Genomic DNA, 24360 nt, shown 5'->3' with positions numbered 1-24360 from the left:
CGTCGTCGGGCTCGAGGGGATGGCCGCCGGTGATGCCCGCCCGGGAGGCGGTGACTGGCTGGGCCGCGGCGGACGGCGGCCGGCCCGCACCGCCGCCACGGCGTCGGCGAAGGGGCCGCCGCTGCGGTAGCGCATTGCGGGGTTCTTGACCAGCGTGATCTCGATCAGTTCGCGCACGTTGGGCGGCAACTCGGCGGGCAGCGGCGGCGGCGGCTCCTTGATGTGCTTCATCGCCACCGTCAGGGCGCCGTCGCCGGTGAACGGCCGCTTGCCCGACACCACCTCGTAGCCGACCACTCCCAGCGAATACACGTCGCTCGCGGGCGTCGCGTCGTGCCCCAGCGCCTGCTCGGGGGCGATGTACTGGGCGGTGCCCATCACCATCCCGGTCTGGGTGACCGGCGCGGCGTCGACGGCCTTGGCGATGCCGAAGTCGGTGATCTTCACCTGGCCCGTCGGCGTGATCAGGATGTTCCCGGGCTTGACGTCGCGGTGCACCAGGCCGGCGGCGTGGGCGACCTGCAGTGCCCGACCGGTCTGCTCGAGCATGTCGAGCGCGTGCCGCAAGGACAGCCGGCCCGTGCGTTTGAGCACCGAGTTCAGCGGCTCGCCGTTGACCAGCTCCATCACCAGGTAGGCGGTGCGGCCTTCCCCGTCCAGCTGGCTTTCGCCGTAGTCGTGAACCTGGGCGATGCCGGGGTGGTTGAGCATCGCGGTGGTGCGCGCCTCGGCGCGGAACCGCTCGATGAACTCCGGATCCTGGGAGAACTCCTGTTTGAGCACCTTGACCGCGACGCGCCGGCCGAGCCGGCTGTCCACCGCCTCCCACACCTGGCCCATGCCGCCGGTGGCGATCAGGCGCTGCAGGCGGTATCTGCCGGACAGCGTCACACCAACTCGCGGGCTCATGGTCCTCCCTGCAGCGCGGCTTGGATCACAGCCCGTCCGATGGGCGCGGCGAGTGCACCTCCCGTCGCGGACAGGCGGTCGCCGCCATTCTCCACCAACACTGCCACGGCGACTTTGGGCGTCTGCGCGGGCGCGAAGGCGATGTACCACGCGTGCGGCGGCGTATGACGCGGATCGGTGCCATGCTCTGCGGTACCAGTCTTGGATGCGATCTGCACGCCGGGAATGGCCCCTTTCTGCTGCGCGACCTTCTCGGCGCCAATCATCAGCTCTGTCAGCTTAGCGGCGACCTGGGGCGACACCGCGCGGCGCTGTTCATAGGGGACGGTGGTGCTGATGTTGGCCAGGTCGGGGCCCTTGAGGCTGTCGATCAGGTAGGGCTGCATCGTGACGCCGCCGTTCGCGATGGTGGCGGCGACCTGGGCATTCTCCAGCGGTGTCAGCGCGACGTCCTTCTGACCGATGCTGGTCATGCCCAGTGCGGCCGCATCCGGGATGATCCCGACGGACGACTCGGCGACCTGCAGCGGGATGACGCTCGGGGTGGTGTCCAGGCCGAAAGAGTGCGCCATGCTGCGCAGCGCATCGGATCCGGTGTGCATGCCGAGCTGGACGAACGCGGTGTTGCATGACAGGGCGAACGCCCGCTTGAGCGACACCGTGGGCTCGACGCCGCAGGGCATGCCGCCGTAGTTCTCCAGCGTCGCGGTGCTGTCGGGCAGCTGGATCGACGACGCCGCGGTCAACTGCTCGGCATCTGTCGCGCCGGCCTGCAGCGCCGCCGCGGTGGTGATCACCTTGAACGTCGATCCGGGTGGGTAGGTCTCCGAGATGGCGCGGTTGGTCATCGGGTTCTGGGGGTCGTCGCGGAGCCGCTGCCACGCCTGTGCCTGGACCTCGGGGTCGTGCGACGCCAGCAGATTGGGGTCATAGGACGGCGATGACACCATGGCCAAGATCTTGCCGGTGGAGGGCTCGAGCGCGACGACGGCACCCTTGCACGGGGGGCCGCCGCAGCCCTGCTGCATCGCGTCCCAACCGGCCTGCTGGACCCGCGGTCGGATCGTGGTGTCGACGTTGCCGCCGCGCGGGTCGCGACCGGTGAAGAAGTCGGCCAGCCTGCGTCCGAACAGGCGCTCGTCGGAGCCGTTGAGCAGCGGATCCTCGGCGCGCTCGAGGCCGGTGCTCGAATAGCGCAGCGAGTAGAAGCCGGTGACGGGCGCGTACACCGCCGGGTTGGGATAGACCCGCAGGAAGCGGAAGCGGCTGTCGGTGGCCACCGAGTAGGCCAGCAGCTGGCCGCCGGCGACGATCTGGCCGCGTTGGCGCGAATACTCGTCCAGCAGCACGCGCTGGTTGCGCGGGTCGGCCCGCAGTGAGTCAGCGGCGAACACCTGCGTCATCGTGGCGTTGAGCAGCAGCAACACGATCAGCGCCATGACGGTGATCGAGATGCGGCGCAGCGAGGTGTTCATACCTTCTCGATCACCTCGGTCTTGGCCGCCGCGATCGGGGAATCCTTGCGCTCACGGGCGCGAAGGGGATGCCGGGCGCTGTTGGAGATGCGGGCGAGGATCGCCAGCAGCATGTAGTTCGCCAGCAACGACGAGCCGCCGTAAGACATCCACGGGGTGGTCAGCCCGGTCAGCGGGATGAGCTGTGTGACGCCGCCGACGACGATGAACAACTGGATGGCCAGGGTGGAGGACAGGCCCGCGGCCAGCAGCTTGCCGAAGCTGTCCCGGGTTGCGATCGCGGTGCGCATGCCGCGAACGATGACGATGGTGTAGAGCATCAAGATGCTGGCGAGCCCGACGAGCCCGAGCTCTTCACCGAACGCCGCGATGATGAAGTCGGTGGACGCCGCCGGCACGGTGTCGGGTTGGCCGTTGCCGAGCCCGGTCCCGAAGATGCCCCCGGTGGCGAAACTGAACAGCGATTGCACGATCTGGTAGCCGCTGCCGTCGGGGTCGGAGAACGGGTCCCACCACATCTGTACGCGGACCCGGACGTGCGCGAACACGAAATACGCGACGACGCTGCCCACCGCGAACAACGCCAGCCCGATGACCACCCAGCTAAAGCGTTGTGTCGCAAGGTAAACCACGACCAGGAACGACGTATACAGCAGCAGCGAGGTTCCGAGGTCCTTCTCGAACGCCATCACTCCCACCGAGATCACCCAGGCGGCCAGCAGGGGCGCGAGGTCTCGTGGGCGCGGCAGGGTCAGCCCCATGAAATGCTTGCCGACGCTGGTGAACAGGCCACGCTTGGCGATCAGCACGGCGGAAAAGAAGATCAGCAATAAGATCTTGGAGAACTCGGCGGGCTGAATCGAGAAGCCGGGGAAGCGAATCCAGATCTTCGCGCCGTTCTGTTCGGACAGCGAGGCCGGCAACAGCGCGGGTATCACCAACAGCACCAGGCCGGTGATGCCGCAGATATAGCCGTAACGGGCCAGCTGCCGGTGATCTTTCAGAAACGTGACGACGAGCGCGAACGCCACGACTCCGACCACCGTCCACATCATCTGCTGAGTGGCGCTGGGATGGTGACGGCCGCTGAACTGATTGTCCACCAGGTCGAGCCGATGGATCATCACCAGCCCAAGTCCGTTGAGCAGCGCCACAATTGGCAACAGCAGCGGATCGGTGTATGGGGCGAAGCGCCGGATCGCCAGATGCGCCGATCCGAACACGAGCAGGAATACCAACCCGTAGGTGACGACGTTCCAGCGCAATTCGCGGTCCTGGTTTGCCTCGACGATCAGCAACGCGGCTACGGTGATCGCTGCGGCGAAGCACAGCAGTAGCAGCTCGGCGTTGCGGCGGGTGGGCAGCGGAGGCGTCACCGTGACGGGCGGCTGGAGTTGTGTCGTCATGCCACCGTCCGGCAGTCGATGCCCGGTTGAAGTGGAGGCGCTGGAAGCGCGGTGACCGTCTGCGAAGTGGTCGTGGGGCCAACCGGCGATGAGGTCGCGGGGCCGCTGGTGGGGGTGGTGGCAGCTGGTGTGCTGGGGCCGGAGGGAGCGGTGGTGGGTGGCGTGGACGGTGCTGGCGGTGTCGCGACACTGGACTCGGGGGTGCCGCTCCCGGGGGCCGGGGACCCCGGCGGCGACGTGGCGCGCGGCGACGGGCAGGTGGGCAAGAGGTATTCGGCCAGCAGTTGCCGCAACTGTGACTCGGCCTGGTCCAGACTGCCTCCGGGCAGCCCGGTCTGCACCTGAACCTGTCCGGGGCGGCGCAGATCCCGCAGGGTCATCAGCTGACAATTCGAGTGACCGGACTGGCCGTAACTGATCAGCGACAGTTCGTTGTGGGCGCTCAGGCAGCCCACCAAATAGGGCTCTTGCAAGGGAAGGCCCAACAAGGACCCCTGTATTCCGCGGACGATCGACACCTTGCCGTCGTATTCGGTGACGTAGTAGTTGCGCTGGATGACCCACCACCCGACGGCCATGCCGGAGAGCACGAACAACACCGCCAGGGTCACGACGAAGAACATCCGCCGCCGGGGCCATCGCGGCCGGGTCGGCGTTTCCGGTTGCGGCGCAACCCGTTTGGCGGACTCGTCACGGGGCCTGATCGCGGAGGCGCGACCCGCCGACGTGTTGGGCAAGGTCATCTGGTCGTCGTCACCCGAAACCGCGCCCGCGAGGATCGGCTGCGTCTGGCCGTAGTCGTAGTCGACGACGTCGGCGACGACCACGGTCACGTTGTCCGGGCCACCGCCGCGCAGCGCCAGCTCGATCAGGCGGTAGGCGGCTTCGGCGACGTCCGGGATCTGCAGCGCCTCGAGGATGGTCTCGTCGCTCACCGGGTCGCTGAGCCCGTCGGAGCACAGCAGGTAGCGGTCACCGGCGCGCGCCTCGCGCATGGTCAACGTGGGTTCGACCTCGTGCCCGGTCAGCGCGCGCATGATCAGTGACCGCTGGGGGTGGCTGTGGGCCTCTTCCCGGGTGATCCGACCTTCGTCGACGAGCGTCTGGACGAACGTGTCGTCCTTGGTGATCTGGGTGAGTTCGCCGTCGCGCAGCAGATAGCCGCGCGAGTCGCCGATGTGCACCAAGCCAATCCGGTCGCCGGCGAACAGGATGGCGGTGAGCGTGGTGCCCATGCCCTCGAGTTCGGGCTCGGCCTCCACCTGCGCCGCGATGGCCGCGTTGCCGGCGCGGACGGCGGTGTCGAGTTTGGCCAGCAGGTCGCCACCGGGTTCGTCGTCGTCGAGATGGGCCAGTGCCGCGATCACCAACTGCGAGGCCACCTCGCCGGCGGCGTGGCCGCCCATGCCGTCGGCCAGGGCGAGCAGGCGCGCACCGGCGTACACGGAGTCTTCGTTGTTGGAGCGCACCAAGCCGCGATCGCTGCGCGCGGCATATCGCAGGACCAGCGTCACGGGCGCAACTCGATCGCCGTTTTGCCGATCCGAATCGGCGTCCCTATCGGAACTCGTACCGCAGTCGTCACCTTTGCCCTGTCAAGGTAAGTGCCGTTGGTCGATCCTAGATCCTCGACGTACCATTCCGAGCCGCGCTGAGAGAGCCGGGCGTGCCGCGTCGAGGCGTAGTCGTCGGTGAGCACCAGGGTGGAGTCGTCAGCCCGCCCGATCAACACCGGCTGCCCGCTGAGCGTGATGCGCGCGCCGGCCAACGCGCCTTCGGTCACCACGAGGTACCGCGCGGCATCCCGGCGCTGCCGTGAAGGCAGCAGGGTGCTGCGCAACGCCAGGCCGCGACGCACCATGACGGCACCCGTGGGGGCATAGATATCGGTCCGCAAGATTCGCAACACGGACCAGATGAATACCCATAACAACATTAAAAATCCGGCGCGCGTCAGCTGCAGTACGAGTCCCTGCATCTGGCGTCCTTTCCGTCCTGGCGTCATCCCCCTGGCGCCCGTGACCCCGAGCACATCGGCAACGTCACGATACTTGGACGGTGGTCGGCACGGGCGAAGCAGGCAGCGTCGAGCCCGGTGGGTCTAGTGGATCCGGACGATGATCTCCGAGTGGCCCAAACGGATGACGTCGCCGTCGGCCAGCTGCCACTCCTGCACCGGCGCGTTGTTCACGGTCGTGCCGTTGGTCGAGTTCAGGTCCGACAGCAGCGCGACCTGCCCGTCCCAGCGGATCTCGAGGTGGCGGCGTGACACGCCCGTGTCGGGCAGCCGGAACTGGGCGTCCTGCCCACGGCCGACGATGTTGGAGCCCTCACGGAGCTGATACGTGCGGCCGCTGCCGTCGTCGAGCTGGAGCGTGACCGTCGTCCCGGCCGCGCCGTAACCGCCGCCGTAGCCGCCGTAGCCGCCCGCCGGTTGACCGTAGTCGGCCGGCTGTCCGTAGTCGGCGGGCGCGCCGTACTCGCTCGGCTGCGCGTACTCAGCCTGCTGGCCGTAGTCGTAGTCGCGGTGGGCCGTCTCGGGGTAGCCGCCCTGGCCGGGGTATCCGCCGCCCGGGACGTTCTCGGCGTACTGCGTGTAGTCGGCGGCGTAGTCCTGCCGGCCGTAGCCGCCCTGCTGGTAACCCTGGTCGTAACCGCCGGGCTGCTGCTCGTAGCCGCCCTGCTCGTAGCCGCCGCCCTGTTCCGGGTAGGCGGGTCGCTGCTCGGGCGGAGCGTAGCCGCCCTCGTCCTGGCGCGCCGGCCCGCGGCCGTACTCCGCGTACCCGCCGCCGTAACCCTGCTGAGCGCCGCCGGGCTGCCCGCCGCCGGGAGGGCCGTAACCGCCGCCCGGACGGTAGCCCTGGTCGTAGCCTTGCCCCCCGTACCCGCCGGGCGCGGGAGGACGCTGCTCGTACTGCGGGGGGTAGCCGGCCTGCCCCTGCTCGGGGTAGCCCGCCTGCCCCTGCTCGGGGTAGCCGCCGGGCGCCTGGTAGCCGCGCTGGTCGGGGTAGCCGCCGGGGGCCTGGTAGCCGCGCTGGTCGGGGTAGCCGCCGGGGGCCTGGTAGCCACCCTGCTCCGGGTAGCCGCCCTGTTCGGGGTGGCGGGGTGGCGGGTAGCCCTGCTGCGGCGGATAGCCGCCCTGCTCGGGCGGATATCCACCGCGCGGGTCAGGACCGCCCTGCGGCTCCGCGCCGCCCTCTTGTGGACGCCCGTAACGGTCGTCGTGATACTCGTCGCTGGGCCGCCCCGGCCCCTGAGCCCCGCGGTAGCTCGAATCGTCAGTCATTGGTGCTACTCCTCGTTCTGCGCCGAACGCATCATTTGATTGTGGCCGGACGGGATCGTGGACCGACGGGCGGGGCTGCACATCGGGGTTGACAGCACCACGGGCGCGGTACTGGCCGGTACGCAGGTTCGACGACTGCTCGAACCGGACGACCACCTCACCATACGTTTGCCACCCCTGTTCATGGATGTAGTCGGCCAAGTACCTAGCGAACGCGCCCGAGGTGAGATCGGGGTCGGCGCCCACCTTCTCGAAGTCGTGCCTACCGAGGGTAATGATGTATTCGTTGGGGGCCAAAAGGCGATTTCCGTGCAGCCGCTGGACGCCGTCGCGCGCTTCGCGGCGCAGCACGGTCTCGACCTCCTGCGGAACGATCGATCCCCCGAACACTCGCGCGAACGCGTTGTCGACGGTCGCCTCGAGCTTGCGCTCGATCCGCGCCGCCAGCCCCCGTTGGCTACTCATGCCCCGGCGTTCGCCCGCACTTGCCCCGGCACATCGCCGCCGCGCGGCAAACGCTTCGCGGGGTGACCTTCCACTCCAGCATGCTATCGGGACAGCGCGCCGTCGCGGCACCGTCGAAACTCTGAGAACTGCGTCAGCCCTGTTCAGGGGCGTTGTCTCGTAGCGCCCAATGGCTTGGAGACCCGACCAGGCGGGTTGGGGAATGCGGCTATTAGAGTGGTATGGTCCATCGGTTGTTTTTCCGGGCGAGTGGCGGAATGGCAGACGCGCTGGCTTCAGGTGCCAGTGTCCTTCGGGACGTGGGGGTTCAAGTCCCCCTTCGCCCACAGTTGATTTGGTGGCGCTGAGGTCACGGGCTCGACGAGCTCGTGACCTCCGTGCTTTCCGAGGTCGTCGTGCAGGGACCTCGGCGCACCCCGGCCAGCCCTGCGAGCCTCTGAGGCGCGAACGACGAGCGCCGCCGAGAACGGCAAGCAACGCAACCTTGAAGGCCAGCACCAGCATTGCCAGGGGCCTCGGCCGCTCGGACACGGTCGGCTCAGTGAATTGACGTCAGCAACCGCGTTAGTAGCGTATTTGCCAGCTCAGGGGGTGGCAATGTTCGTCGCGGTGCGTGAGGCAGCGCAGCTACGGGTGGCGCGATGCAGCTGCGCTATATAAGCATTGCGGCGCTGATTGCCGAGGCCGGCGGCGATCCGTGGGCGATCAACAAAAGCTTGCAAGCCGGGAGCCCCGGGCAGATCTCCTCGCTGGCGGAAGTCTTCCACCGAGCGGGCCGATGCACCGCTGAGGCCCAGCACGCCTTCGAACAAGCCCGCAACCGCTTCAACGCTGCGTGGAACCGCCGGGATGGCGGCCATCCGATCAACGACTCCGCCGAAGTGCAGCGGGTGACCCAGTCTCTCGGTCTTCAGTCCCTGCAGCTGCCCAAGATCGGCGTCGACCTGGAAACCATCGCGGCCTCCTTGGCCGAGGCGCAGAAGGCCGCGGAGGGAGAGATCGCGACGCTCGAGAACCAGCTGCAAACGCTCGACGGCCTGATCGGCCAAGCTGTCGCAATGGAGCAAGCCGGCAACCTCAGCGCGGAGGACCGGCACACCCTCGATACCCTCATTCACAATTGCGAGAGCGATGCCATCGACGACACGAAAGCTGCACTGGCACAGCTTCATTCGATACGCAATGGCTACTCAGATGGCTTACGCAATTCGCTGAGCAACCTGCGAACCGACGGATACGATCCCGCTTCCCTGCACGATGTCGATGCCGACGGTTCGCCGAAGCCGACCGAGGCCCAACTGCAAGCGCTCGCCGACCTCCGCCGGATCACCGACCAAGCGGTGGTCGATCAGATGGGCAAGGTGCGCGCCGCGCAGCTTGCCCTGGACAAGGCCATGGCCGACCTCTATAGCCATGGACCTGGGTCGCCGGAGGGCGAGGCCGCCAACGCGAGTCTGCCTAAGCTGAAGGCGGACCTCGCCCACGCGCTCGACGACCTGGGCAAGATCCCCGACTACAAGGGCATCGACCCCACGTCGATAACCACCACTCCTGACGGTCGTTTCATGTTCACGTACACGGTGGACGGACAGCCCGTGCAGGTCTACGGGCAGCTCAAGAACGGCACGGGCGAATTCTTCGATCAGGCCATGGGCACGTCCTATACCTTCACCGGCGGCAAGTTGACCGGCATGCGGACGCCCGATCCCGGAAAGGTGGAAGCCACTCCCGAACCGCTGTGGAGCGCGATCACCTTGGCGGTCGGTGGCCCTGAACTCAAGGCCGGCGGTGAGGCGGCCTGGCAAGGCTTGAAGACACTGTTCAGTCGCGAAGCGTTGCAGGGCCTTTCTGCCGACAACGTCCTGCCCCGCGCCCTGAGCGCGGCCGAGATGCGCGCGGCAATTGCCGAAGCGGACCTGCCCCCGCACGGCTCGCCAATTCCGGATGTCAGCGGACAACCTGTGCCGGGCGCCGCCCACCCTGGCCCGCCACCCGTCGTTGAGCACGCACCACACCCGGGTGGTGGTGAGCTTCCCGCTGAGCATGCACCTGCAGGCCCGCATGTGCCGGTGCCCCCGGACGGCCCGCCGCCGGTGGTGATCGACCCGACCCATCCGGAGTTCATCCTCAACAACCCCCTCGACTACATGACTCCGGAGTTGCGAGCGCTGTCGGAGCAACACCTAACCGGAAGCGGTGAAACCGTCCTCGGTCCCTTCAAGCCTCCAACAGGCGGCCCTTCTTATATTGATGTAGCGCAACAACATGGAGCCAGCTACTTTGACCTCGGTGAAGCGTGGAACTCTCTGTCGCCGACCGAGAGACTTGCGGCAAATCAGCATGTGCTCGACGTGGCTATCGCAAATCGCGATAAGATCACCTTATCGGTACCGTTCTACCGCGTTAACCCCGATACTTTCACGGCCGCAGAACTTCGGTATCTGGAGGCACACGGTTATCGGCGAATGGGCGACAACTCACTCCTACCGCCAGATTGAAGGAGGTCGATAGATAATGACGACGTTGCTACGGTTCTACCTGCAATACCTGGACTTTCTCTACTTGGATCCGCGTTACCATATTACCGACTCGGCAACATCCGGAAATCCGACTATCAATGCGTCGCTAACTGTAACGGGCCCGCTAGTCAGTTGGCATATCGCTAATGATCGCGGCCAAATTGGCTTCACTTTCGCCCCGACCAAGTTGGCCGCGGTGCCCGACAACTGGTTCCGCGCATCGCTTATTCGCCAGTACCTGGACAACTTCGACGAGACAAACGCCGTATCCTCAGAGGCAATGGTGGTGTGGATTCGAGATAACATGCAGCGCATCGAGGAGCTCTTCAACGATGCAAGGGCCGTTAAATCATGCGAAGAACTGCTAAGTCTCGCGAAATTGCTCGCGGACAAATACTTCGGCCCTCCGGGAGGGTAGTCGGAAAATCGTCGCGAGCACGGAGGCGGTCCAACACGTGCACATCTGGTTGAAACGTAGCCCAGCGGACTTTTCCCGTCTGACCGAACGATGGTATCGCTTCGGTGAATGGATGGGAGGAGACCCGATGTCGGTTTCTACCACGTGCGCAGATTGTGCGGTTCTATTCGCTACAGCGGACTATTCGGTACACCTTCGTCAGGACGGCCGGTGGTGGGCAGTCGATACGGTTAACGACCGCGGTCAAAGGCGCAATGACGCTGCGAGATTTTCAAGCTTCGAGCTGGCTGAAAAGTACTTGATATGGGAGTGGACAAGCACCGCCTATACATACATCGGCCGGCCCAGCCTTTGGTCGCAGCTGTATTCACGAGGTTTCAATCAAGATGTGAAGTCGACCCCGATAGCCAAAGGCATCACCGAATTGCGCGCCGGGAACGGCCGAGCGCTTCTGATGGAGCCAAATGCCAGAATTTTCAGTCATCTCATGCTGAAATCATTGGCCGAAATCGACCGGATAACTACGACCGGAATTGAGTAGTCCGGTACGGAGCCAACTCGGTGTCCGGTTCACGGCACGTTCGCACGCCGACCGTTCGGCGACTCAACTACCCGACTGCACCCACCGCCGAATCTCCGGCGTAACGGCGTCCGTGATGTCGTCGTATTCGGGGTGCTTCTTGAGCACCGTGCCGATCATGGAGCACACGGGGACGATGCGTTTGCCTTCACCGCGCGCCTCGTCGAGGGCCTGCTCGACGAGGATGGTCGCCAGGCCGCGTCCGCCGTAGGCCGGGTCGATCTCGGTGTGGTAGAAGACGCGCTGGTCATCGCGGTCGGCGAAGTCGGCGAGGCCAACCCGCTTGCCTTCCACGGCGATGGTGTAGCGGCCGTCCTCGAGGGTGACGGTCGCTTCGGCTCCGGTCTTATCGGCGGTCATTTGTGCCTTCCTTTCGTTGCGGTACAGGTCGGGGCCGCAGCCGAGTGGTCGGCAGCGGCGGGGCGGGCAGCCGGGTCAGCGAACCCCGGTAGCCGCGGACGGCGCCGAAGCGTTCGTCGCCGTCCTGCCACAGTTGGCGGTACGCCACGATGTCGTCGTGGCTTCGCCCGACGAAGTTCCACCACATCACCAATTCTTCGGTGAACGGTGTCCCGCCGAGCAGCAGCACCCGGGCCGGCTCGTCTCCCGCGTTGCGCAGCCGCAGTGCGCTGCGGCCGGGGCCCAGGTAGGCCAGCTCCGTCACGGTGAGCGGTTGTGCCTCCACACGGATGGCGCCGGCGTCGCACAGCACGCCGTGTTCGAAGGCCGGGTCGAGGTCGATGTCCAGGCACGCGCGGGCATCGATATCCAGCTGGGCGCCCAGCAGCGGAGTGAAGGTGTGCACCGGGGAGTTGCCGCCGGCGAGCCCGCCGAGGAAGACCCGCGCCGTCGCACCGGCGAGCGGCACAGGCTCCGGCACGAAATGGGCGAAGTCGCGGGCGGTGTCGCGATCCGAACCGGGCAGCGCCACCCAGAGCTGTACACCGTGCAAGGCGGCCGACGACGGAACCGAAACCTCGGAATGGCAAATACCAGCGCCCGCAGTCATCAGATTCAACTCGCCGGGCCGTACCGCCGCGTGCACCCCCGCGCTGTCGTTGTGCTCCACTTCCCCACCGAACAACCAACTCACCGTTTGTAATCCGGTATGCGGGTGCGGCGGGACGTCCATGCGCGCGGACGCCGGGCCGTAGTGGTCGATGAAACACCAGGCGCCGATCAGCGAGCGCAGGCGTTGCGGAAGCGTGCGATGCACCCGCATGGCCCGAGGCCCGCCGAGGGGAACGTCGCGCGGACGCAGCACCTCGACGCCCGCACCCGGTGCAGCAGCGCAGGCAACTTCGACCGGCGCCGGCTCAAGGTTGCTCATGGTCCACCGCGACCGTACCCGGGCTCCGCTACTTGCGCGGCGGGCGCAGCACCTTCATGGCCAGCCGCATGACGGGCTCGGGCACCCGGTCCTGCATGGACAGCGCGGTGTCGGCCGCGCGCGAACGCAGCGGGGTTCCGCGACCGAAAACCCGGTTCAGCGGTCCGCCGGAGGGCTCGAGCACCACATGCAGCGGGGGTGTGCCCACGGAGGCGCCCAGCGCGTTGGCGATCACCATCCGCTGGATCTCGCTGGTGCCCTCGAAGATGGTGTACAGCTTGGCATCCCGATACCACTTCTCCACCGGGTGGTCGGTGATGTAGCCCCAGCCGCCCATCGTCTGAATGGCACGTTCGGTGGCCTTGACGGCCACCTCGCTGGCCGCCATCTTCGACATCGAGCCTTCGCCGCGTTCGAACGGGACGTTGTTGGCCGCCATCCACGAGGCCCGCCAGGTCAGCAGCCGTGCCGCGTCGATCTGGGTGGCCAGTTCCGCCAGCGGGAAGGCGATGCCCTGGTTGTCGATGATCGGCCCGCCGAACGCCTCGCGCTCGGTCGCGTACGCCGTCGCGTACTCCAGCGCGGCGCGCGCGATCCCGATGGCTTGGGCGGCGACCATGGGCCGCGTCTGCTCGAACGTGCCCAATGTCGCGGAGCCGGAACGCTTTCCGCCCGCGACCACTTCGCGCGCCTTCGCCAGCTTGTGTTCCAACTTCTCTTGTCCGCCAAGCAGATTGGCGCCGGGAACGCGGACGCCTTCGAGCAGCAACTCGGCGGTGTGGGACGCACGGCAGCCAAGCTTGTCGAGCTTGCGCACCAGCTTCAGCCCGGGCGTGCCGCCGGGCACCACGAACAGCGCCTGACCGCGATGGCCGAGTTCCTCGTCGACGACGGCGTTGACCACGTGCACGTTGGCGATACCGCCGTTGCCGATCCACATCTTGTGACCGTCGATGATCCAGTCGTCACCGTCGCGGCGCGCGCGGGTGCGCAGGTTCCGTACGTCGCTGCCGCCCTCGGGCTCGGAGATCGCCAGCGCGGCGAGCTTGAGATCGCCCGGGGTGCCGAAGCATTCGGGTGCCCACTCCAACATCTGCTCGGGAGATGCGGCCTGTCCGATCGCCGACAGGGCCAACGCCGGCATGACGATCGCCAGCCCGATCCCGGCGCAGCCCCAAAACAGCTCCTCCATGAACATGGGCAACGAAAGGCCCGTCGGGTCGCCGATCAGGTCGCGATAGAACAAGGGGCTGTAGAAACCCCGTTGGGCGGCCTCCTCCAACACCGGCCACGGGAACTCCTGCCGTTGGTCGTAATGGAGCGCCACGGGGCGAATCACTTCTTCGGCGAACTGATGGGTTCGCCGGGCCAGGTCGTGTTGCGCCGCGGTCGGGGTCAGGTCGAACGTCATGGAGCCCGCCTCTGGGTCGACAGATTCGCTCGTGCCGAAGCACTACCCCGTTGGTTGCGTCAGCAAACGGCCGTCGGGCGGGACGGAACGTCAGGCAGCCGACCGCGGTCCCACCTGTGCGAGGGGCAGGTGCAACACCACCGCGGGCACCGCAACGGCCTCGTGTTCGTGCGTGGCGAGCAGCGCCGCGTTCTCCGGCAGCTGACGGGAATTGATCTCGCCCGAGGCGATCCGCCGAAGGACGTCGTGAGCCTGGGCCAACTGCTCGCGCTTGCGGTACTGGCCCCCGGGCAGCTTGACGCCCGCCCACACGCCGTACTCCTCGCGGTGCGCGATGGCATGTTGCGCGCACCGGCGCTGCTGCGCGAGTGGGCAGCGGCGCAGGCACTGCAGGCGCGCCTCGACCGCCGACCGCTCGTATGCACGGGCCTTGGCCGCGCCGTCGCCACCATCGTCGTCGGGGTAGCCGAACCACAGCTCCGGGTTGGCAGCGCAGGGGTGTCCCATGTCGGTCTCCTTGTCGAACTCGAAACGTAGACAAAAGCGTATACATCAGAACGCGGCGCGCGCAAGAGAAACGAGACAAAATCGTATATACGGAGCGATACGACCCGAGCTGTGTACTATCCGGCCTATGGCCGGAGCGTGCGGTGAGCCGTGAATCGGCCGGCGCGGCTATCCGCGCACTGCGGGAATCGCGGGACTGGTCGTTGGCGGACCTTGCCGCCGCGACCGGTGTCAGCATCATGGGGCTGAGCTTTCTGGAACGTGGCGCCCGCAAGCCGCACAAAAGCACAGTTCAGAAGATCGAAAACGGTCTCGGTCTCCCGCCGGGCACCTATTCTCGGCTGTTGGTGGCGGCCGATCCGGATGCGGAACTGGCCAGGCTGATGGCCGCGCAACCGCCCGCCGCCGTCCCCGCCAAGCGCACCGGACCCGTGGTTGTGGACCGTCACAGCGATACGGAAGTGCTGGAAGGGTATGCCGAAGCGCAGCTCGAAGCGCTCAAATCCGTCATCGATCGGTTGCCTGCGACAACATCAAACGAATATGAGACGTATATTCTGTCTGTGATCGCTCAGTGCGTGAAGGCCGAGATGCTGGCCGCCGGCTCCTGGCGGGTGGCGGTGAACGCCGGCGCGGACTCCACGGATCGACTGATGGAACATCTGCGGGCCCTCGAGGACACGCGCACGGCCCTGCTGAAGCGGATGCCCACCAGCTTGAGCGCGCGGTTCGACCGGGCCTGCGCGCAGTCGTCATTGCCGGAGACCATCATTGCCGCGCTGGTTGGCGTCGACGTCGCCGAGATCTGGGACATCCGCAACCGCGGCGTCATCCCGCCGGGGGCGCTCCCCCGCGTGCGCGCCTTCACCGATGCCGTCGAATCGGGGAGCCAACCAAGCGAGGGGGTGCGGTGACCCAAAGCGAGATCGCGGTGTTGAGCCGCGCGCACGAGATGTTCACCGGCGGCACCGCGCCCCCGTCGCTGGACGCGGGTATCGGGCATTACCGCGACCTGTTGCGGCGAGCCGCCGGGCGCAACGACCGATTGGCGCGCGGCGGCTACCGGCGCGCGGTGGATCACAGCGGGCAACGGCTCGCGTCGGCGGCGGCCACCGACGCCGCGGCGGCGGACGTCATCGCCCGGGCCCACCGGGATCGGGCCCGGGCGCGCGATTTGACCCGAAGCGTCCTCGACGCGGCCCGCGCCGACACCGCCACGCCGGTGACGCCGATGGCCCGGCGCGAGGCGATGCGCCGCCGCGCGGCACGACTGCGAGCGCAACGCGCACACGTCATTTCGGCCCGCCTTCGCGCCCGGCGACGCCTGGCGGAACTGCGGACGCTGCGTTACCAACTGCTGCGTCACCGAGCCGCCGGTCCGGGGTTGACGAGGCGCGCCGCGATTGCGGTACGCGCCGCGTTGTCGCGGCTTGGCCGGCCCTACGTCTGGGGCGCCACCGGGCCCGATCGGTTCGACTGCTCGGGGCTGGTGCAGTGGAGCTATGCGCAGGCGGGAGTTCGCTTGGACCGCACCACCTATCAGCAGATCAACGACGGGATCCCGGTGCCCCGTTCGCAAGTCCGGCCCGGTGATCTCGTCTTCCCGCACGCCGGTCATGTCCAACTGGCCATCGGCAACAACCTGGTGGTCGAGGCGCCCTACCCCGGTGCCTCGGTGCGGATCAGCCGGCTGGGTCCCTACGTCGCTATTCGCCGACCGCTATGACGAACAGGGTGAGCTGATGACGGAACAAGCCGGACCTTCGGTGGCCGCCATGCAGGCGCGGCAATCGGCGCTGGTCGGCCAGCAGGGTACGGTCGCCGACGCCGACCGCGTGCTGGCGGAGGTGCTCACCAGCGCTCACGCCGAGATGCGCGAGGGCGCCAGGCGGCTCGATGCCATCGCCGACCAGATCGACCATGCGACCGTGCACCAAGCGGGCCTTGCCATCGATACGCCGATGGGCGCACGCGAGTTCCAGAGATTCCTACTGGCCAAACAACGCGAAATCACCGCTGTGGTCGACGAGGCGCGAGCCTTGAGCCGGGCGAAAAAGGCGGTGCTGGAAGGACTTCGGGATCAGTATGCCACCGGCGGCGACCGCTAAGGCACTGTTGCGGTGTCATCCACAATCTCGCCGCGGCAGTGAATTGTCGCCAGTCAGCGGCCTGAGTACTGTCGCCGGGCATGGAGGAGCCGCAACGCATCCCGCAATCACGTGCGGTGGCCGCGCCGCCGGACCGGGAGACGGGCGAGGCCGCAGACGCCATCGCTCGCGCCGAAGCCGCGCTCGCACATCAGAACTCGGTGAGCTCCCAGCTGGACATGCAAGTGATAACGGCGATCTTGAACGCCCATTTGAACGCCGTCGAAGGGCGAGAAGCGCTGGCCAAGTTACAGCAGGACACCGAAGCGGCGGTGCGAACGCGCTCGGACCTGGACACCCCGGCCGGCGCTCGCGACTTTCAACGCTTCCTGATCGGCAAGCTCCGGGACATTCGCGCGGTGGTCCTCAACGCGAGCCTCGATGACACGTCGAAATCGGCGCTGATGGCGGCGTGGACGTCGTTGTACGACGCGTCGAAGGGCCAACCGGACGGCCCCGATGAACGGTTGTCGGCCCAGACGGTCGGGGCCGACGCGGACACCGCCGCGGACTCTGGCTGGGACCCGCTGCTGGATTCGTTGCTGGCCGAGGATCCGAGCCTGGCAGGTGAGGACATGCCGGGAGTCGGTGTGACCGACGGTGCGCCCGCGCCGGCGCCGTCCCTGGCTCCGGCGGCGCAGCCGCCACCCAGTTTCGCCCCGGGGCTGCCCAGTCTCGGTGCGATGCCCGGCGGGCTGCCGCTGCCGGGCGTGCCGGGCGGCGACGCAATGGATCCGGCGCTGCAGGGGCTGGACGACGAAGGACTGCTGGACTCCGCGGACCAGGCGGACCCCGAGACCGACGCATCGTCGGACGAACCGGGTGACCGGGACGGCGACGGGGGTACGGACGCGGCGACGGCCGAGGACCCATCGGCTTCGGCCGGTCCCACAACGGTGACCCTGCCTGACGGTGAGACGGTGACGGCGGCCAGCCCGCAATTGGCGGCGGCGATCAAAGCCGCGGTCGGCGGAGCCGCGATACCAGATGCCTTCCAACAGCAGGGAATAACGATTCCGCCGCCGGGCACCGCGGTGCCCGAGCCGATCGACCCGGCGGACGTGGTTCCGGCGGATATCGGGATGTTCGTCGACCGGCATGCCCTTGCACTCGGCCCCGGCACGGCCCTTCTCGACGGCCAAATTCAAGACATCGCCACCGTGAGCGGGCCAAGCTTTCTAGGCTGGGAACATCCGCCGGCCGCAGCCGCGACCGCGCCGGCGAAGCCCGACCCACCGACACCCACGCGGCCGGCGACCTCGTCGACCACCTGACAATAGTGATCTCGCCGGTCTGACCGGCGGCCGTGAAGAGGAGAAGCGGATGGCAGATTCGATCCATGTGGTGCCCGCGCACCTGCGTCAGGCCGCCGCGCGGCACCAGGAGACCTCCGAATACCTGCGCACGGTGCCGTCGTCGCACGAGGCGATTCAGGACAGCCTGGACTCGCTGGGCCCCGTCTTCAGTGAACTCCGCGACGCCGGACGGGAACTGCTCGAGTTGAGGCGCCAGTGCTACGAGCAGCAAGCCGCGGACCACGCCGACCTGGCGGACAAACTGGCGGCGTCGGCGACGATGTGGGAAGAGCACGAGCAGGATGCGGCGCGCAACCTCGGCGGCATCGCTGACCGCGGTCGATGACGGACGCCAATCCCGCTTTCGACACCGTTCACCCGAGTGGACACATCCTCGTCCGCTCCTGCCGCGGCGGATACATGCACAGCGTTGCGCTGAGCGAAGAGGCGATGGAAACCGACGCCGAGACGCTGGCACGAGGCATTTTGCTGACCGCCGACGTGTCGTGCCTCAAGGCGTTGCTGGAGATCCGAGACGAGATCGTGGCGGCCGGACACACCCCGTCGGCTGAGGTGCCGACCCCGCGGGACCTCGACGCGGCGATCGAGAAGCTGCTGGCGCACAAGCTCCGGCGGCGCCACCGCGCGATCTAGCCATCTACACCAGCCAGGTCTTGGTGGCCTCGGGATCGGGCGCGATGTCGGTCGGCGGCTCTACGGGATTGGGGCCGAACAACTCTCGTGCCCGGGCGAGCAGGGCACGCACCTCGTCGAGTTGCTGCTGCAGGGCGGATTCGGCCATATCCCCACGCTACCGAGGCCGTCACAGCCGCACAATTCACTGACCGAAGAAGCTATCCGCCGGACACCGGTACGCTTAGCCGGTGGCGATCTTCGGTCGGATGACGGCGCGCCAGCGCCTCCGGAGAGCTACCCGGGAATCACTGGCGATGCCGGCCTTCAGCTCTCCCATCGATTGCACCCCGTGGGTGCTCGGTGGTGTTTGGCCTGCCGAGTTGTCGACGATTACCGCCGAAAACGCCACGCTCGCAGAGTATCTGAAGGCTGACCTGCAGCGGATCGCCGACGGCGCGAACGAGCAGCTGAAGATCATCAAACGGGCGGGGTTGGCCGACCTGCCCCGACAGGCGGAAGAGGCCCGCATCATCGATGAGGCCCGTGCCTGCGCGGTGCGGCGGGTCGAATCGACGATTCGCCAACTGCATGCGGAGCTGGCCGGGGCAACCGCCGGCTATCCCCGCCGCCAGTTCGCTGCGCCGCCGTCACCGGAGGGGGACGAGACCCGAGTCATACCTGCGGTGACGGACGCGGGGCCACTCCCCCATGCACCCGACACGGGCGTGCGGAGGCCGCGTTGGCGAGTGGCCGAAAAGCCGGCTCCGGCTGTTCCCCAAGACGGCGGGGAGCAGCCCGAGCCGGCTGCGCACGACGCTGCGGGCCGGGAGATCGCCGCGCCGGCCGCCGCCGCCCCGGATCTGGGGGAAACGCAAGTCATCCCCAGCGTGACCGACGTGGAGCCCGTCGCCAACGGCCGGCACCACGCGGAGGCGGAGCGGCCGACCGAACCCGAACAGGTACCGGATACGCATACCGACGACGACGCGTCGGCCTCGATGGAGGAGACCCAAATCATCGCCGCGATCACGGAATCCGAGCCCGTGGTCGAGGAGGCGCACGCTCCCGTGGATGCGGCCGGTGACCTCGGGGCCGTTTCGCTGGAGGAGACGCAGGTCATCCCCGCGATCACCGAGGTCGAGCCCGTCGTTGGCGAGACGGCACCGCCGCAAGACGAAGCGCCGCCGGCTGCGCAGCCAGAACCCGTCGCGGCGGTTTCGCTGGAGGAGACCCAGGTGATCCCGGCGATCACCGAGGTGGAGCCCGTCGTTGACGAACCGGCCGCGGCCGGGCCGGGTTGGGGGCAGGACGACAGCGGTCGCCACCACGCGGTGGCCGACGAGCCCGCGGCGCAGCACGAGCCGGCGCGTGGGGCGGCCGCCATCCCGCGACGCGACGAAAAAGTCTCGGCCGCAACGGGTTTGGAGACCGAGCGGCTGAACCGGCTGCTGGAGTTTGTGGTCCGCCAAGAGTCGCGGCTGAATTGGGCGGTGGGCGACCTCCCGGACGGCACAACCGTCTTGGTCACCGACCTCGCCCACGGGTGGATACCGGCAGGTATCAACCTCCCGGCCGGCGTCCGGTTATTGGAGCCCGAGCAGCGGACGGGCAGGGTCTCCGCGCTGATCGACGGCGCGGCGCGCATGGTGACCTACTCCCCCGGCGATTCGCTGCGCCGCTCGGTCGACTTCACCGCGACGAGGTCGTCGTTGGAACCCCGCGAGCTGCCCCCCATCGGCGACCTGGTCAGGGTGCTGAGCGAGACCACCCGGCGATTCGACGGACTCCCCCGGATCGTGCAGAGACTGGCGGACGCGGCCGCGGCGGACGCGATGATCATCGATCAGGAGGTCGACGTGCTGCGGGTGCACCTCGATACCGCGCGCTACCAACTTCTGGTCCAATACCCGGCCGTCAGTCCCGCGCTGCTGCTCAAGTGCATGCTGATGGCGGCGACCGAGGGCATCGCAAGCGGAGACCGGGTCTCGGCGAACTATCACCTCGCCTGGTACCAGAGCCTGGCCACCCCGCCGCCCGACTCATAGGCCGCGCGCCATGCGGCGATGGGCCGCGAGTATGAATTGACGCTGGTAGGAGGGGTCGAGGATACTGTGAGCGTGTCGGATTCGGGCGGTCGCGCGAATCTCAGCGACAAGGACCTCGTCGAATCAGTTCTTCGGGAACTGAGCGAGGCGGCCGACAAGTGGGAAGCCCTCGTGGCCCAGGCCGAGGCCGTCACCTACAGCGTTGACCTCGGGGACATCTATGCCGTGACGAACTCCGATGGGCGGTTGCTCGAGCTGACGCTGCATCCCGGCGTGATGAGCGGATATGCCCACGGTGAGCTCGCCGACAGGCTGAACCTGGCGATTTCGGCGCTGCGCGAAGAGGCCGAGGCCGAGAACCGGGCAAGTTACGGCGGCCCGTTGCACTAACGCGCGCGCCGGCTCTCTTCGCGCGCCCGCGCGCTCATCGCCCGGCGCGTGGCCGGATGGGCGCCGGCTCTCTTCGCGCGCCCGCGCGCTCATCGCCCGGCGCCGGGCGGGCCGGCGAAGGCCTGCGCGATCTCCAGCCAGCGCTGCGCGTCGGGCCCATCCGCGGTCACGTCAAGGGCGGCCAGCGGGCGCCGCTGGGTCACCAGGAAACAGAAGTCCTCGGCCGAACCGGTGACCCGCTGCGCCGCGTCGCTCGGCCCCCAGCTCCACGCGTCCCCACCGGGTCCGCGCAGCTCGACCAGGAACGGTTCGGCCGGCGCCGGCAGGTTGTGGACCGAGAAGGCGTAATCGCGGGTGCGCACTCCGAGGTGGGCGATCGACCGCAGGCGGTCGGTGGCGGCCCGCTTGACGCCCAGCGCATCGGCGACATCCAGACCGTGAGCCCAGGTCTCCATCAGCCGCGCGGTCGCCATCGACGCCGCGCTCATCGGCGGCCCGAACCAGGGAAGCTTGCGCCCGGAGGCAACCTTGAGCAGCTCGTCGTGCAACCGGCCACGGGTGATCCGCCACTCGGCGAGCAGCTCGCCCGGCGCCAGCGCCGCCACTTCTTCGGCACCCGCGTCGACGAAGCCGGTCGGATCCGCGGCGGCGGACTTGAGCACCTCGGCGAATCCGGCTTCGTCGGTCACGGAGGTCAGGGCGACGCGGTCCGTCCACAACAGGTGCCCGACCTGGTGCGCGATGGTCCAGCCCGGCGCGGGCGTGGGATCGGCCCACCGCTCCGCCGGAAGCGGGGCGACCAGGGCGTCGAGGTCGTCGCTTTCGGCGCGTAGGTCAGCCACGATCGCTTCGGGACCCGCCATCATTGCCTCCGCTCGTCGGTCGTCCCCGCCGGCTCGTGATTATTCACCTGTTCGCCGCGCCGGCCGAGGAAGCTGTGCATGCCCAGGCCGGCCAGGTACAGGGCGGACCCGACGAGCACGAATACGGGCGCATGCCCATCGGGGGGAATCAACGCCGCGGCCACCGTGATCGCGCCGATGAACGCGACCCAGAACAGCGCGTCTTGGACGGCGAAGACGTGACCGCGAAGGGCGTCGTCGACGTCCATCTGCATGGCCGAGTCGGCGCACAGCTTGACCATTTGGCCCGTCACGCCGAGGAGAAAACCGCATCCCACCATGATCGGCACCTGTAGTCCCGCACCCGCGAGCTCGATGATCGCCGACGTGGCCAGCGCACCGTTCGCCGTCGCGTAGCGGCCCCAGCGGCGGACCGCCGGCGGAGTGAGCACGTTGGCCAAGAACGCGCCCAGGCCGGCCGCACCGAAGAACAGCAGGGCGGTGCCCAGTCCCCCGGCTCCGGGGTTGCTCAGATGGTGGACCAGCAGCAGGACCAGCAGGGAGTTGATGCCGATCACCATCCGGTGGGCGGCCAAGCCGGACAGTGTGGCGGCGACCGTCGGCCGCTGCGCGACCGTGCGCGCGCCGTGCAGCCAGCCGGTGACCACGGCGTAGAAGACCGGTCCGTGGATCGCCCGCTTGGTGTCGTCCGGGCCCAGCACGCGGGAGCCGAACCGCAACGACAGCAGCAAGGCGATCGACACGGGGATCGCGGTGCAGAAGATGATCGCCGACGCGCCGTTGTCCCCCGCGCCCACCAGCAATCGGGGGACGAGCATGAAGTTGGCGCCGATGAAGGCGGCGACGGCACCCGACGCGTTGGCCAGGGCGTTCATCGTCACGACCTGCTCGCGGGGCACGACGTGCGGCAGCGACGCCGACAGCCCGGACGCGACGAACCGCGCCAACCCGTTGGCGAACAGCGCGCCCAACAACAACGGCAGATCGCCGGCCCGGACGGCCAGGATGGTGCCGATCGCGGCGATCAGGATGAGGCGGCCGACGTTGGCGCCGACGATCACCAGCCGCCGGTCCCAACGGTCCATCAGCGCCCCCGCGAACGGCCCCAGCAGCGAGTACGGCAGGAACAGCACGGTGAACGCCCGCGCGATCGCCATGGGGTCGGCGGCGCGGTCCGGATTGAACAGCAGCGCCCCGGCCAGCCCGGCCTGGAACAGGCCGTCGCCGAACTGGCTCGCCATGCGCACCTGCAGCAGCCGCCAGAAGTCTGGCAAACTGCGCACCGACCGCCATATTTCGGCGGGTGCGCTTGACTGCATCCGGGATTGGATCACCACACCGACTTCCAGGAGAGGGGCCAGCAAGCTCGTCACCGTCGGAGCCGCCGTACCCACAGTACAAATCTTTGCGCCCCGCGCTTGATTCCCCCGGACGGCAAGCACCGGATGCGATGATGGTGGGGTGCCGCCGCCCGAGGATCCAGAGGACTATGTCGCGCCGGCCGCGCAGCGGGTGCGCGCGGGCACGTTGCTCCTGGCCAACACCGATCTTTTCGAGCCGACGTTCCGGCGCAGCGTGATCTACATCGTCGAGCACAACGACGGCGGCACCCTGGGTGTGGTGCTCAACCGGGCCAGCGAGACCGCCGTGTACAACGTGTTGCCGCAGTGGACCAAACTGGCGGCCAAGCCGAAGACCATGTTCATCGGCGGCCCGGTGAAACGGGACGCGGCCCTATGCCTGGCGGCGTTGCGGGTGGGCGCCGATCCCCAGGGTGTCGCCGGGCTGCGGCACGTGGCCGGGCGGGTGGTGATGGTGGATCTCGACGCCGACCCCGACACGATCGCGCCCCTGGTGGAGGGGGTGCGAATCTTCGCGGGCTACTCCGGCTGGACCATCGGCCAGCTAGAAGGCGAAATCGAGCGCGACGATTGGATTGTCTTGTCCGCGTTGCCCTCTGACGTTCTCGTGGGGCCCAGGTCCGATCTGTGGAGCCAGGTGCTGCGCCGTCAGCCGCTCCCGCTGTCGCTGCTGGCCACCCATCCGATCGACCTCAGCCGCAACTAGCGCGCGCCCACCGCCGGGGCCACCCGCCGGACGTCAGTGGCAGGACTGCGTGCAGCCGGCGCAGGCGCCGGCACAAGCGGGTGCGGCGGCTTCTTGCTGCAGGGCGAAGCGGGCGCTCTGCCACGACCCGGCGGCCAGCGTCCCGATGGCGCCGGCCACACAGACGAGCAACACCACCAATGCGGTGTGCGGGGGAGCTGCCAGCGCCACCACACCGCCGGCGGCCAGCATGATCGCCGCCGCCAGTTGCGCCGGAGCCACGGACCGCAGCGCCAACGCGGTGGGTTCGCCATTCTGGGTGCGCGCTAGCGACCAGGTTCCGAACCCGGCGGAGGCCACCGCCGCACACATGCACAGGACGCCCGCAATCAGCATGGCCTCACAATACGAGCCCGGGCGTCGGCCCGCTCAGTGGGCTCCGGGGCGGCCGGGACCCGGGCCTAATGCTGGAGAAACGAGAAGTTCGGCAGCGGCGGCAGGCCCGGAACCAGGGCCAAGAGGTTCGGCGTGGGCTGGCGGCTGGGCATGGGCGCGGCGGGAAGGACCACCGGAGCCGTGGCCGAGGTCTGGCGCAGCGGCGCGACCGCGGGCGGCTGCGCGACGGCCGGCGG

General features: G+C 68.1%; 26 protein-coding genes and 1 tRNA gene. 13 read left to right on the top strand and 14 right to left on the bottom strand.

Features of this window, described 5'->3' with window-relative positions; genetic code table 11:
- The 6 genes from HMPREF0591_RS03340 to HMPREF0591_RS03315 all read right to left on the bottom strand — a co-directional run.
- Window positions 1–909, bottom strand: a 909-nt coding sequence (locus HMPREF0591_RS03340; RefSeq protein WP_007166998.1) for a serine/threonine-protein kinase, incomplete at its 3' end; no start/stop codon positions are given.
- Window positions 906–2384 (bottom strand): D,D-transpeptidase PbpA, encoded by a 1479-nt coding sequence (gene pbpA / locus HMPREF0591_RS03335; protein WP_007166997.1) that lies wholly within the window; start codon window positions 2382–2384, stop codon window positions 906–908. The genes pbpA and HMPREF0591_RS03340, both read right to left, overlap by 4 nt.
- Window positions 2381–3790: an FtsW/RodA/SpoVE family cell cycle protein gene (locus tag HMPREF0591_RS03330; protein ID WP_007166996.1), complete on the bottom strand. Its 1410-nt coding sequence runs from the start codon at window positions 3788–3790 to the stop codon at window positions 2381–2383. Before HMPREF0591_RS03330 ends, pbpA begins: the two co-directional genes overlap by 4 nt.
- Window positions 3787–5304 (bottom strand): protein phosphatase 2C domain-containing protein, encoded by a 1518-nt coding sequence (locus tag HMPREF0591_RS03325; protein WP_007166995.1) that lies wholly within the window; start codon window positions 5302–5304, stop codon window positions 3787–3789. Before HMPREF0591_RS03325 ends, HMPREF0591_RS03330 begins: the two co-directional genes overlap by 4 nt.
- A complete protein-coding gene (locus tag HMPREF0591_RS03320; RefSeq protein ID WP_007166994.1) occupies window positions 5301–5768 on the bottom strand; it encodes an FHA domain-containing protein FhaB/FipA in 468 nt (155 codons plus the stop codon). The genes HMPREF0591_RS03325 and HMPREF0591_RS03320 overlap by 4 nt, the downstream gene beginning before the upstream one ends.
- 123 nt (window positions 5769–5891) lie before the next feature.
- Window positions 5892–7541 carry a DUF3662 and FHA domain-containing protein gene (locus tag HMPREF0591_RS03315; protein WP_007166993.1) on the bottom strand — a complete coding sequence of 550 codons (1650 nt, stop codon included), beginning with the start codon at window positions 7539–7541 and terminating at the stop codon, window positions 5892–5894.
- A gap of 243 nt (window positions 7542–7784) precedes the next feature.
- On the opposite strand from HMPREF0591_RS03315, the gene HMPREF0591_RS03310 reads away from it, so the two are divergent.
- From HMPREF0591_RS03310 to HMPREF0591_RS32080, 4 genes are all read left to right on the top strand, one after another.
- Window positions 7785–7867: transfer RNA gene (locus tag HMPREF0591_RS03310), tRNA-Leu, on the top strand.
- A 315-nt stretch (window positions 7868–8182) separates the two neighbouring features.
- Entirely contained in the window at window positions 8183–10039 is a 1857-nt protein-coding gene (locus HMPREF0591_RS03305; protein WP_007166992.1) for a putative alpha/beta hydrolase, read from the top strand.
- A gap of 16 nt (window positions 10040–10055) precedes the next feature.
- Window positions 10056–10478: a hypothetical protein gene (locus HMPREF0591_RS03300; protein ID WP_007166991.1), complete on the top strand. Its 423-nt coding sequence runs from the start codon at window positions 10056–10058 to the stop codon at window positions 10476–10478.
- A gap of 37 nt (window positions 10479–10515) precedes the next feature.
- Window positions 10516–11019 (top strand): hypothetical protein, encoded by a 504-nt coding sequence (locus tag HMPREF0591_RS32080; RefSeq protein ID WP_139093936.1) that lies wholly within the window; start codon window positions 10516–10518, stop codon window positions 11017–11019.
- Between the two features lie 63 nt (window positions 11020–11082).
- On the opposite strand, the gene HMPREF0591_RS03295 is transcribed toward HMPREF0591_RS32080, so the two are convergent.
- The 4 genes from HMPREF0591_RS03295 to HMPREF0591_RS03280 all read right to left on the bottom strand — a co-directional run bounded on the left by HMPREF0591_RS03295 (window position 11083) and on the right by HMPREF0591_RS03280 (window position 14306).
- Window positions 11083–11418 (bottom strand): GNAT family N-acetyltransferase, encoded by a 336-nt coding sequence (locus HMPREF0591_RS03295; protein ID WP_007166989.1) that lies wholly within the window; start codon window positions 11416–11418, stop codon window positions 11083–11085.
- Window positions 11405–12388 (bottom strand): pirin family protein, encoded by a 984-nt coding sequence (locus tag HMPREF0591_RS03290; RefSeq protein WP_007166988.1) that lies wholly within the window; start codon window positions 12386–12388, stop codon window positions 11405–11407. The genes HMPREF0591_RS03295 and HMPREF0591_RS03290 overlap by 14 nt, the downstream gene beginning before the upstream one ends.
- A gap of 28 nt (window positions 12389–12416) precedes the next feature.
- Window positions 12417–13799 (bottom strand): acyl-CoA dehydrogenase family protein, encoded by a 1383-nt coding sequence (locus HMPREF0591_RS03285; protein WP_007166987.1) that lies wholly within the window; start codon window positions 13797–13799, stop codon window positions 12417–12419.
- A gap of 90 nt (window positions 13800–13889) precedes the next feature.
- On the bottom strand, window positions 13890–14306 hold the full coding sequence (locus tag HMPREF0591_RS03280; RefSeq protein ID WP_007166986.1) for a WhiB family transcriptional regulator: 417 nt from the start codon (window positions 14304–14306) through the stop codon (window positions 13890–13892).
- Between the two features lie 143 nt (window positions 14307–14449).
- Here HMPREF0591_RS03280 and HMPREF0591_RS03275 point away from each other — a divergent pair, with 143 nt between their 5' ends.
- From HMPREF0591_RS03275 to HMPREF0591_RS03250, 6 genes are all read left to right on the top strand, one after another.
- On the top strand, window positions 14450–15220 hold the full coding sequence (locus tag HMPREF0591_RS03275; RefSeq protein ID WP_007166985.1) for a helix-turn-helix domain-containing protein: 771 nt from the start codon (window positions 14450–14452) through the stop codon (window positions 15218–15220).
- The gene (locus tag HMPREF0591_RS03270; RefSeq protein WP_007166984.1) at window positions 15217–16032 is read left to right on the top strand and encodes a C40 family peptidase; all 816 of its coding nucleotides are present in this window, start codon (window positions 15217–15219) and stop codon (window positions 16030–16032) included. The genes HMPREF0591_RS03275 and HMPREF0591_RS03270 overlap by 4 nt, the downstream gene beginning before the upstream one ends.
- 16 nt (window positions 16033–16048) lie before the next feature.
- Entirely contained in the window at window positions 16049–16414 is a 366-nt protein-coding gene (locus HMPREF0591_RS03265; protein ID WP_040621019.1) for a DUF4226 domain-containing protein, read from the top strand.
- 80 nt (window positions 16415–16494) lie between these two features.
- Entirely contained in the window at window positions 16495–17727 is a 1233-nt protein-coding gene (locus HMPREF0591_RS03260; protein WP_007166982.1) for a DUF4226 domain-containing protein, read from the top strand.
- A 49-nt stretch (window positions 17728–17776) separates the two neighbouring features.
- Window positions 17777–18094: an ESX-1 secretion-associated protein gene (locus HMPREF0591_RS03255; protein ID WP_007166981.1), complete on the top strand. Its 318-nt coding sequence runs from the start codon at window positions 17777–17779 to the stop codon at window positions 18092–18094.
- Complete coding sequence (locus HMPREF0591_RS03250) at window positions 18091–18402, top strand: DUF2694 family protein (RefSeq protein WP_007166980.1); 312 nt, start codon at window positions 18091–18093, stop codon at window positions 18400–18402. The genes HMPREF0591_RS03255 and HMPREF0591_RS03250 overlap by 4 nt, the downstream gene beginning before the upstream one ends.
- A gap of 4 nt (window positions 18403–18406) precedes the next feature.
- Here HMPREF0591_RS03250 and HMPREF0591_RS32895 read toward each other — a convergent pair whose 3' ends face one another.
- On the bottom strand, window positions 18407–18550 hold the full coding sequence (locus HMPREF0591_RS32895; protein ID WP_007166979.1) for a hypothetical protein: 144 nt from the start codon (window positions 18548–18550) through the stop codon (window positions 18407–18409).
- Between the two features lie 82 nt (window positions 18551–18632).
- Here HMPREF0591_RS32895 and HMPREF0591_RS34630 point away from each other — a divergent pair, with 82 nt between their 5' ends.
- Both HMPREF0591_RS34630 and HMPREF0591_RS03240 read left to right on the top strand, forming a co-directional pair.
- On the top strand, window positions 18633–20429 hold the full coding sequence (locus HMPREF0591_RS34630) for a DUF5631 domain-containing protein (RefSeq protein WP_040621016.1): 1797 nt from the start codon (window positions 18633–18635) through the stop codon (window positions 20427–20429).
- A gap of 18 nt (window positions 20430–20447) precedes the next feature.
- Window positions 20448–20819, top strand: coding sequence for a DUF2710 family protein (locus tag HMPREF0591_RS03240; protein ID WP_007166977.1), 372 nt, complete (start codon window positions 20448–20450; stop codon window positions 20817–20819).
- An 89-nt stretch (window positions 20820–20908) separates the two neighbouring features.
- On the opposite strand, the gene HMPREF0591_RS03235 is transcribed toward HMPREF0591_RS03240, so the two are convergent.
- Both HMPREF0591_RS03235 and HMPREF0591_RS03230 read right to left on the bottom strand, forming a co-directional pair.
- Complete coding sequence (locus tag HMPREF0591_RS03235; RefSeq protein ID WP_040621013.1) at window positions 20909–21682, bottom strand: TIGR03084 family metal-binding protein; 774 nt, start codon at window positions 21680–21682, stop codon at window positions 20909–20911.
- Window positions 21682–23001 carry an MFS transporter gene (locus HMPREF0591_RS03230; RefSeq protein ID WP_050790005.1) on the bottom strand — a complete coding sequence of 440 codons (1320 nt, stop codon included), beginning with the start codon at window positions 22999–23001 and terminating at the stop codon, window positions 21682–21684. Before HMPREF0591_RS03230 ends, HMPREF0591_RS03235 begins: the two co-directional genes overlap by 1 nt.
- 142 nt (window positions 23002–23143) lie before the next feature.
- Between HMPREF0591_RS03230 and HMPREF0591_RS03225 the strand changes: the two genes are divergently transcribed.
- Window positions 23144–23749, top strand: a complete 606-nt coding sequence (locus HMPREF0591_RS03225; protein ID WP_007166974.1) for a YqgE/AlgH family protein — start codon at window positions 23144–23146, stop codon at window positions 23747–23749.
- Between the two features lie 33 nt (window positions 23750–23782).
- Here the strand turns inward: HMPREF0591_RS03225 and HMPREF0591_RS03220 are convergent, their stop codons facing one another.
- On the bottom strand, window positions 23783–24124 hold the full coding sequence (locus HMPREF0591_RS03220) for a hypothetical protein (RefSeq protein WP_007166973.1): 342 nt from the start codon (window positions 24122–24124) through the stop codon (window positions 23783–23785).
- Between the last annotated feature and the right edge of the window lie 236 nt (window positions 24125–24360).

Origin of the sequence: Mycobacterium parascrofulaceum ATCC BAA-614 (assembly GCF_000164135.1) — a bacterium.
Taxonomy (GTDB): domain Bacteria; phylum Actinomycetota; class Actinomycetes; order Mycobacteriales; family Mycobacteriaceae; genus Mycobacterium; species Mycobacterium parascrofulaceum.
The sequence above is the reverse complement of the archived record's forward strand: the minus strand, read 5'-3'. Positions and strand labels throughout refer to the sequence as shown.

Coding starts and splice junctions, on each gene's coding strand:
- HMPREF0591_RS32895 (WP_007166979.1), bottom strand. CDS start 18,550: ATGGCCGAATCCGCCCTGCAGCAGCAACTCGACGAGGTGCGTGCCCTG.
- HMPREF0591_RS03300 (WP_007166991.1), top strand. CDS start 10,056: ATGACGACGTTGCTACGGTTCTACCTGCAATACCTGGACTTTCTCTAC.
- HMPREF0591_RS03290 (WP_007166988.1), bottom strand. CDS start 12,388: ATGAGCAACCTTGAGCCGGCGCCGGTCGAAGTTGCCTGCGCTGCTGCA.
- HMPREF0591_RS03320 (WP_007166994.1), bottom strand. CDS start 5,768: ATGCAGGGACTCGTACTGCAGCTGACGCGCGCCGGATTTTTAATGTTG.
- HMPREF0591_RS03260 (WP_007166982.1), top strand. CDS start 16,495: ATGGAGGAGCCGCAACGCATCCCGCAATCACGTGCGGTGGCCGCGCCG.
- HMPREF0591_RS03250 (WP_007166980.1), top strand. CDS start 18,091: ATGACGGACGCCAATCCCGCTTTCGACACCGTTCACCCGAGTGGACAC.
- HMPREF0591_RS03265 (WP_040621019.1), top strand. CDS start 16,049: ATGACGGAACAAGCCGGACCTTCGGTGGCCGCCATGCAGGCGCGGCAA.
- HMPREF0591_RS03240 (WP_007166977.1), top strand. CDS start 20,448: ATGGGCCGCGAGTATGAATTGACGCTGGTAGGAGGGGTCGAGGATACT.
- HMPREF0591_RS03295 (WP_007166989.1), bottom strand. CDS start 11,418: ATGACCGCCGATAAGACCGGAGCCGAAGCGACCGTCACCCTCGAGGAC.
- HMPREF0591_RS03280 (WP_007166986.1), bottom strand. CDS start 14,306: ATGGGACACCCCTGCGCTGCCAACCCGGAGCTGTGGTTCGGCTACCCC.
- HMPREF0591_RS03255 (WP_007166981.1), top strand. CDS start 17,777: ATGGCAGATTCGATCCATGTGGTGCCCGCGCACCTGCGTCAGGCCGCC.
- HMPREF0591_RS03220 (WP_007166973.1), bottom strand. CDS start 24,124: ATGCTGATTGCGGGCGTCCTGTGCATGTGTGCGGCGGTGGCCTCCGCC.
- HMPREF0591_RS03315 (WP_007166993.1), bottom strand. CDS start 7,541: ATGAGTAGCCAACGGGGGCTGGCGGCGCGGATCGAGCGCAAGCTCGAG.
- HMPREF0591_RS03230 (WP_050790005.1), bottom strand. CDS start 23,001: ATGCAGTCAAGCGCACCCGCCGAAATATGGCGGTCGGTGCGCAGTTTG.
- HMPREF0591_RS03235 (WP_040621013.1), bottom strand. CDS start 21,682: ATGGCGGGTCCCGAAGCGATCGTGGCTGACCTACGCGCCGAAAGCGAC.
- HMPREF0591_RS03285 (WP_007166987.1), bottom strand. CDS start 13,799: ATGACGTTCGACCTGACCCCGACCGCGGCGCAACACGACCTGGCCCGG.
- pbpA (WP_007166997.1), bottom strand. CDS start 2,384: ATGAACACCTCGCTGCGCCGCATCTCGATCACCGTCATGGCGCTGATC.
- HMPREF0591_RS03330 (WP_007166996.1), bottom strand. CDS start 3,790: ATGACGACACAACTCCAGCCGCCCGTCACGGTGACGCCTCCGCTGCCC.
- HMPREF0591_RS03305 (WP_007166992.1), top strand. CDS start 8,183: ATGCAGCTGCGCTATATAAGCATTGCGGCGCTGATTGCCGAGGCCGGC.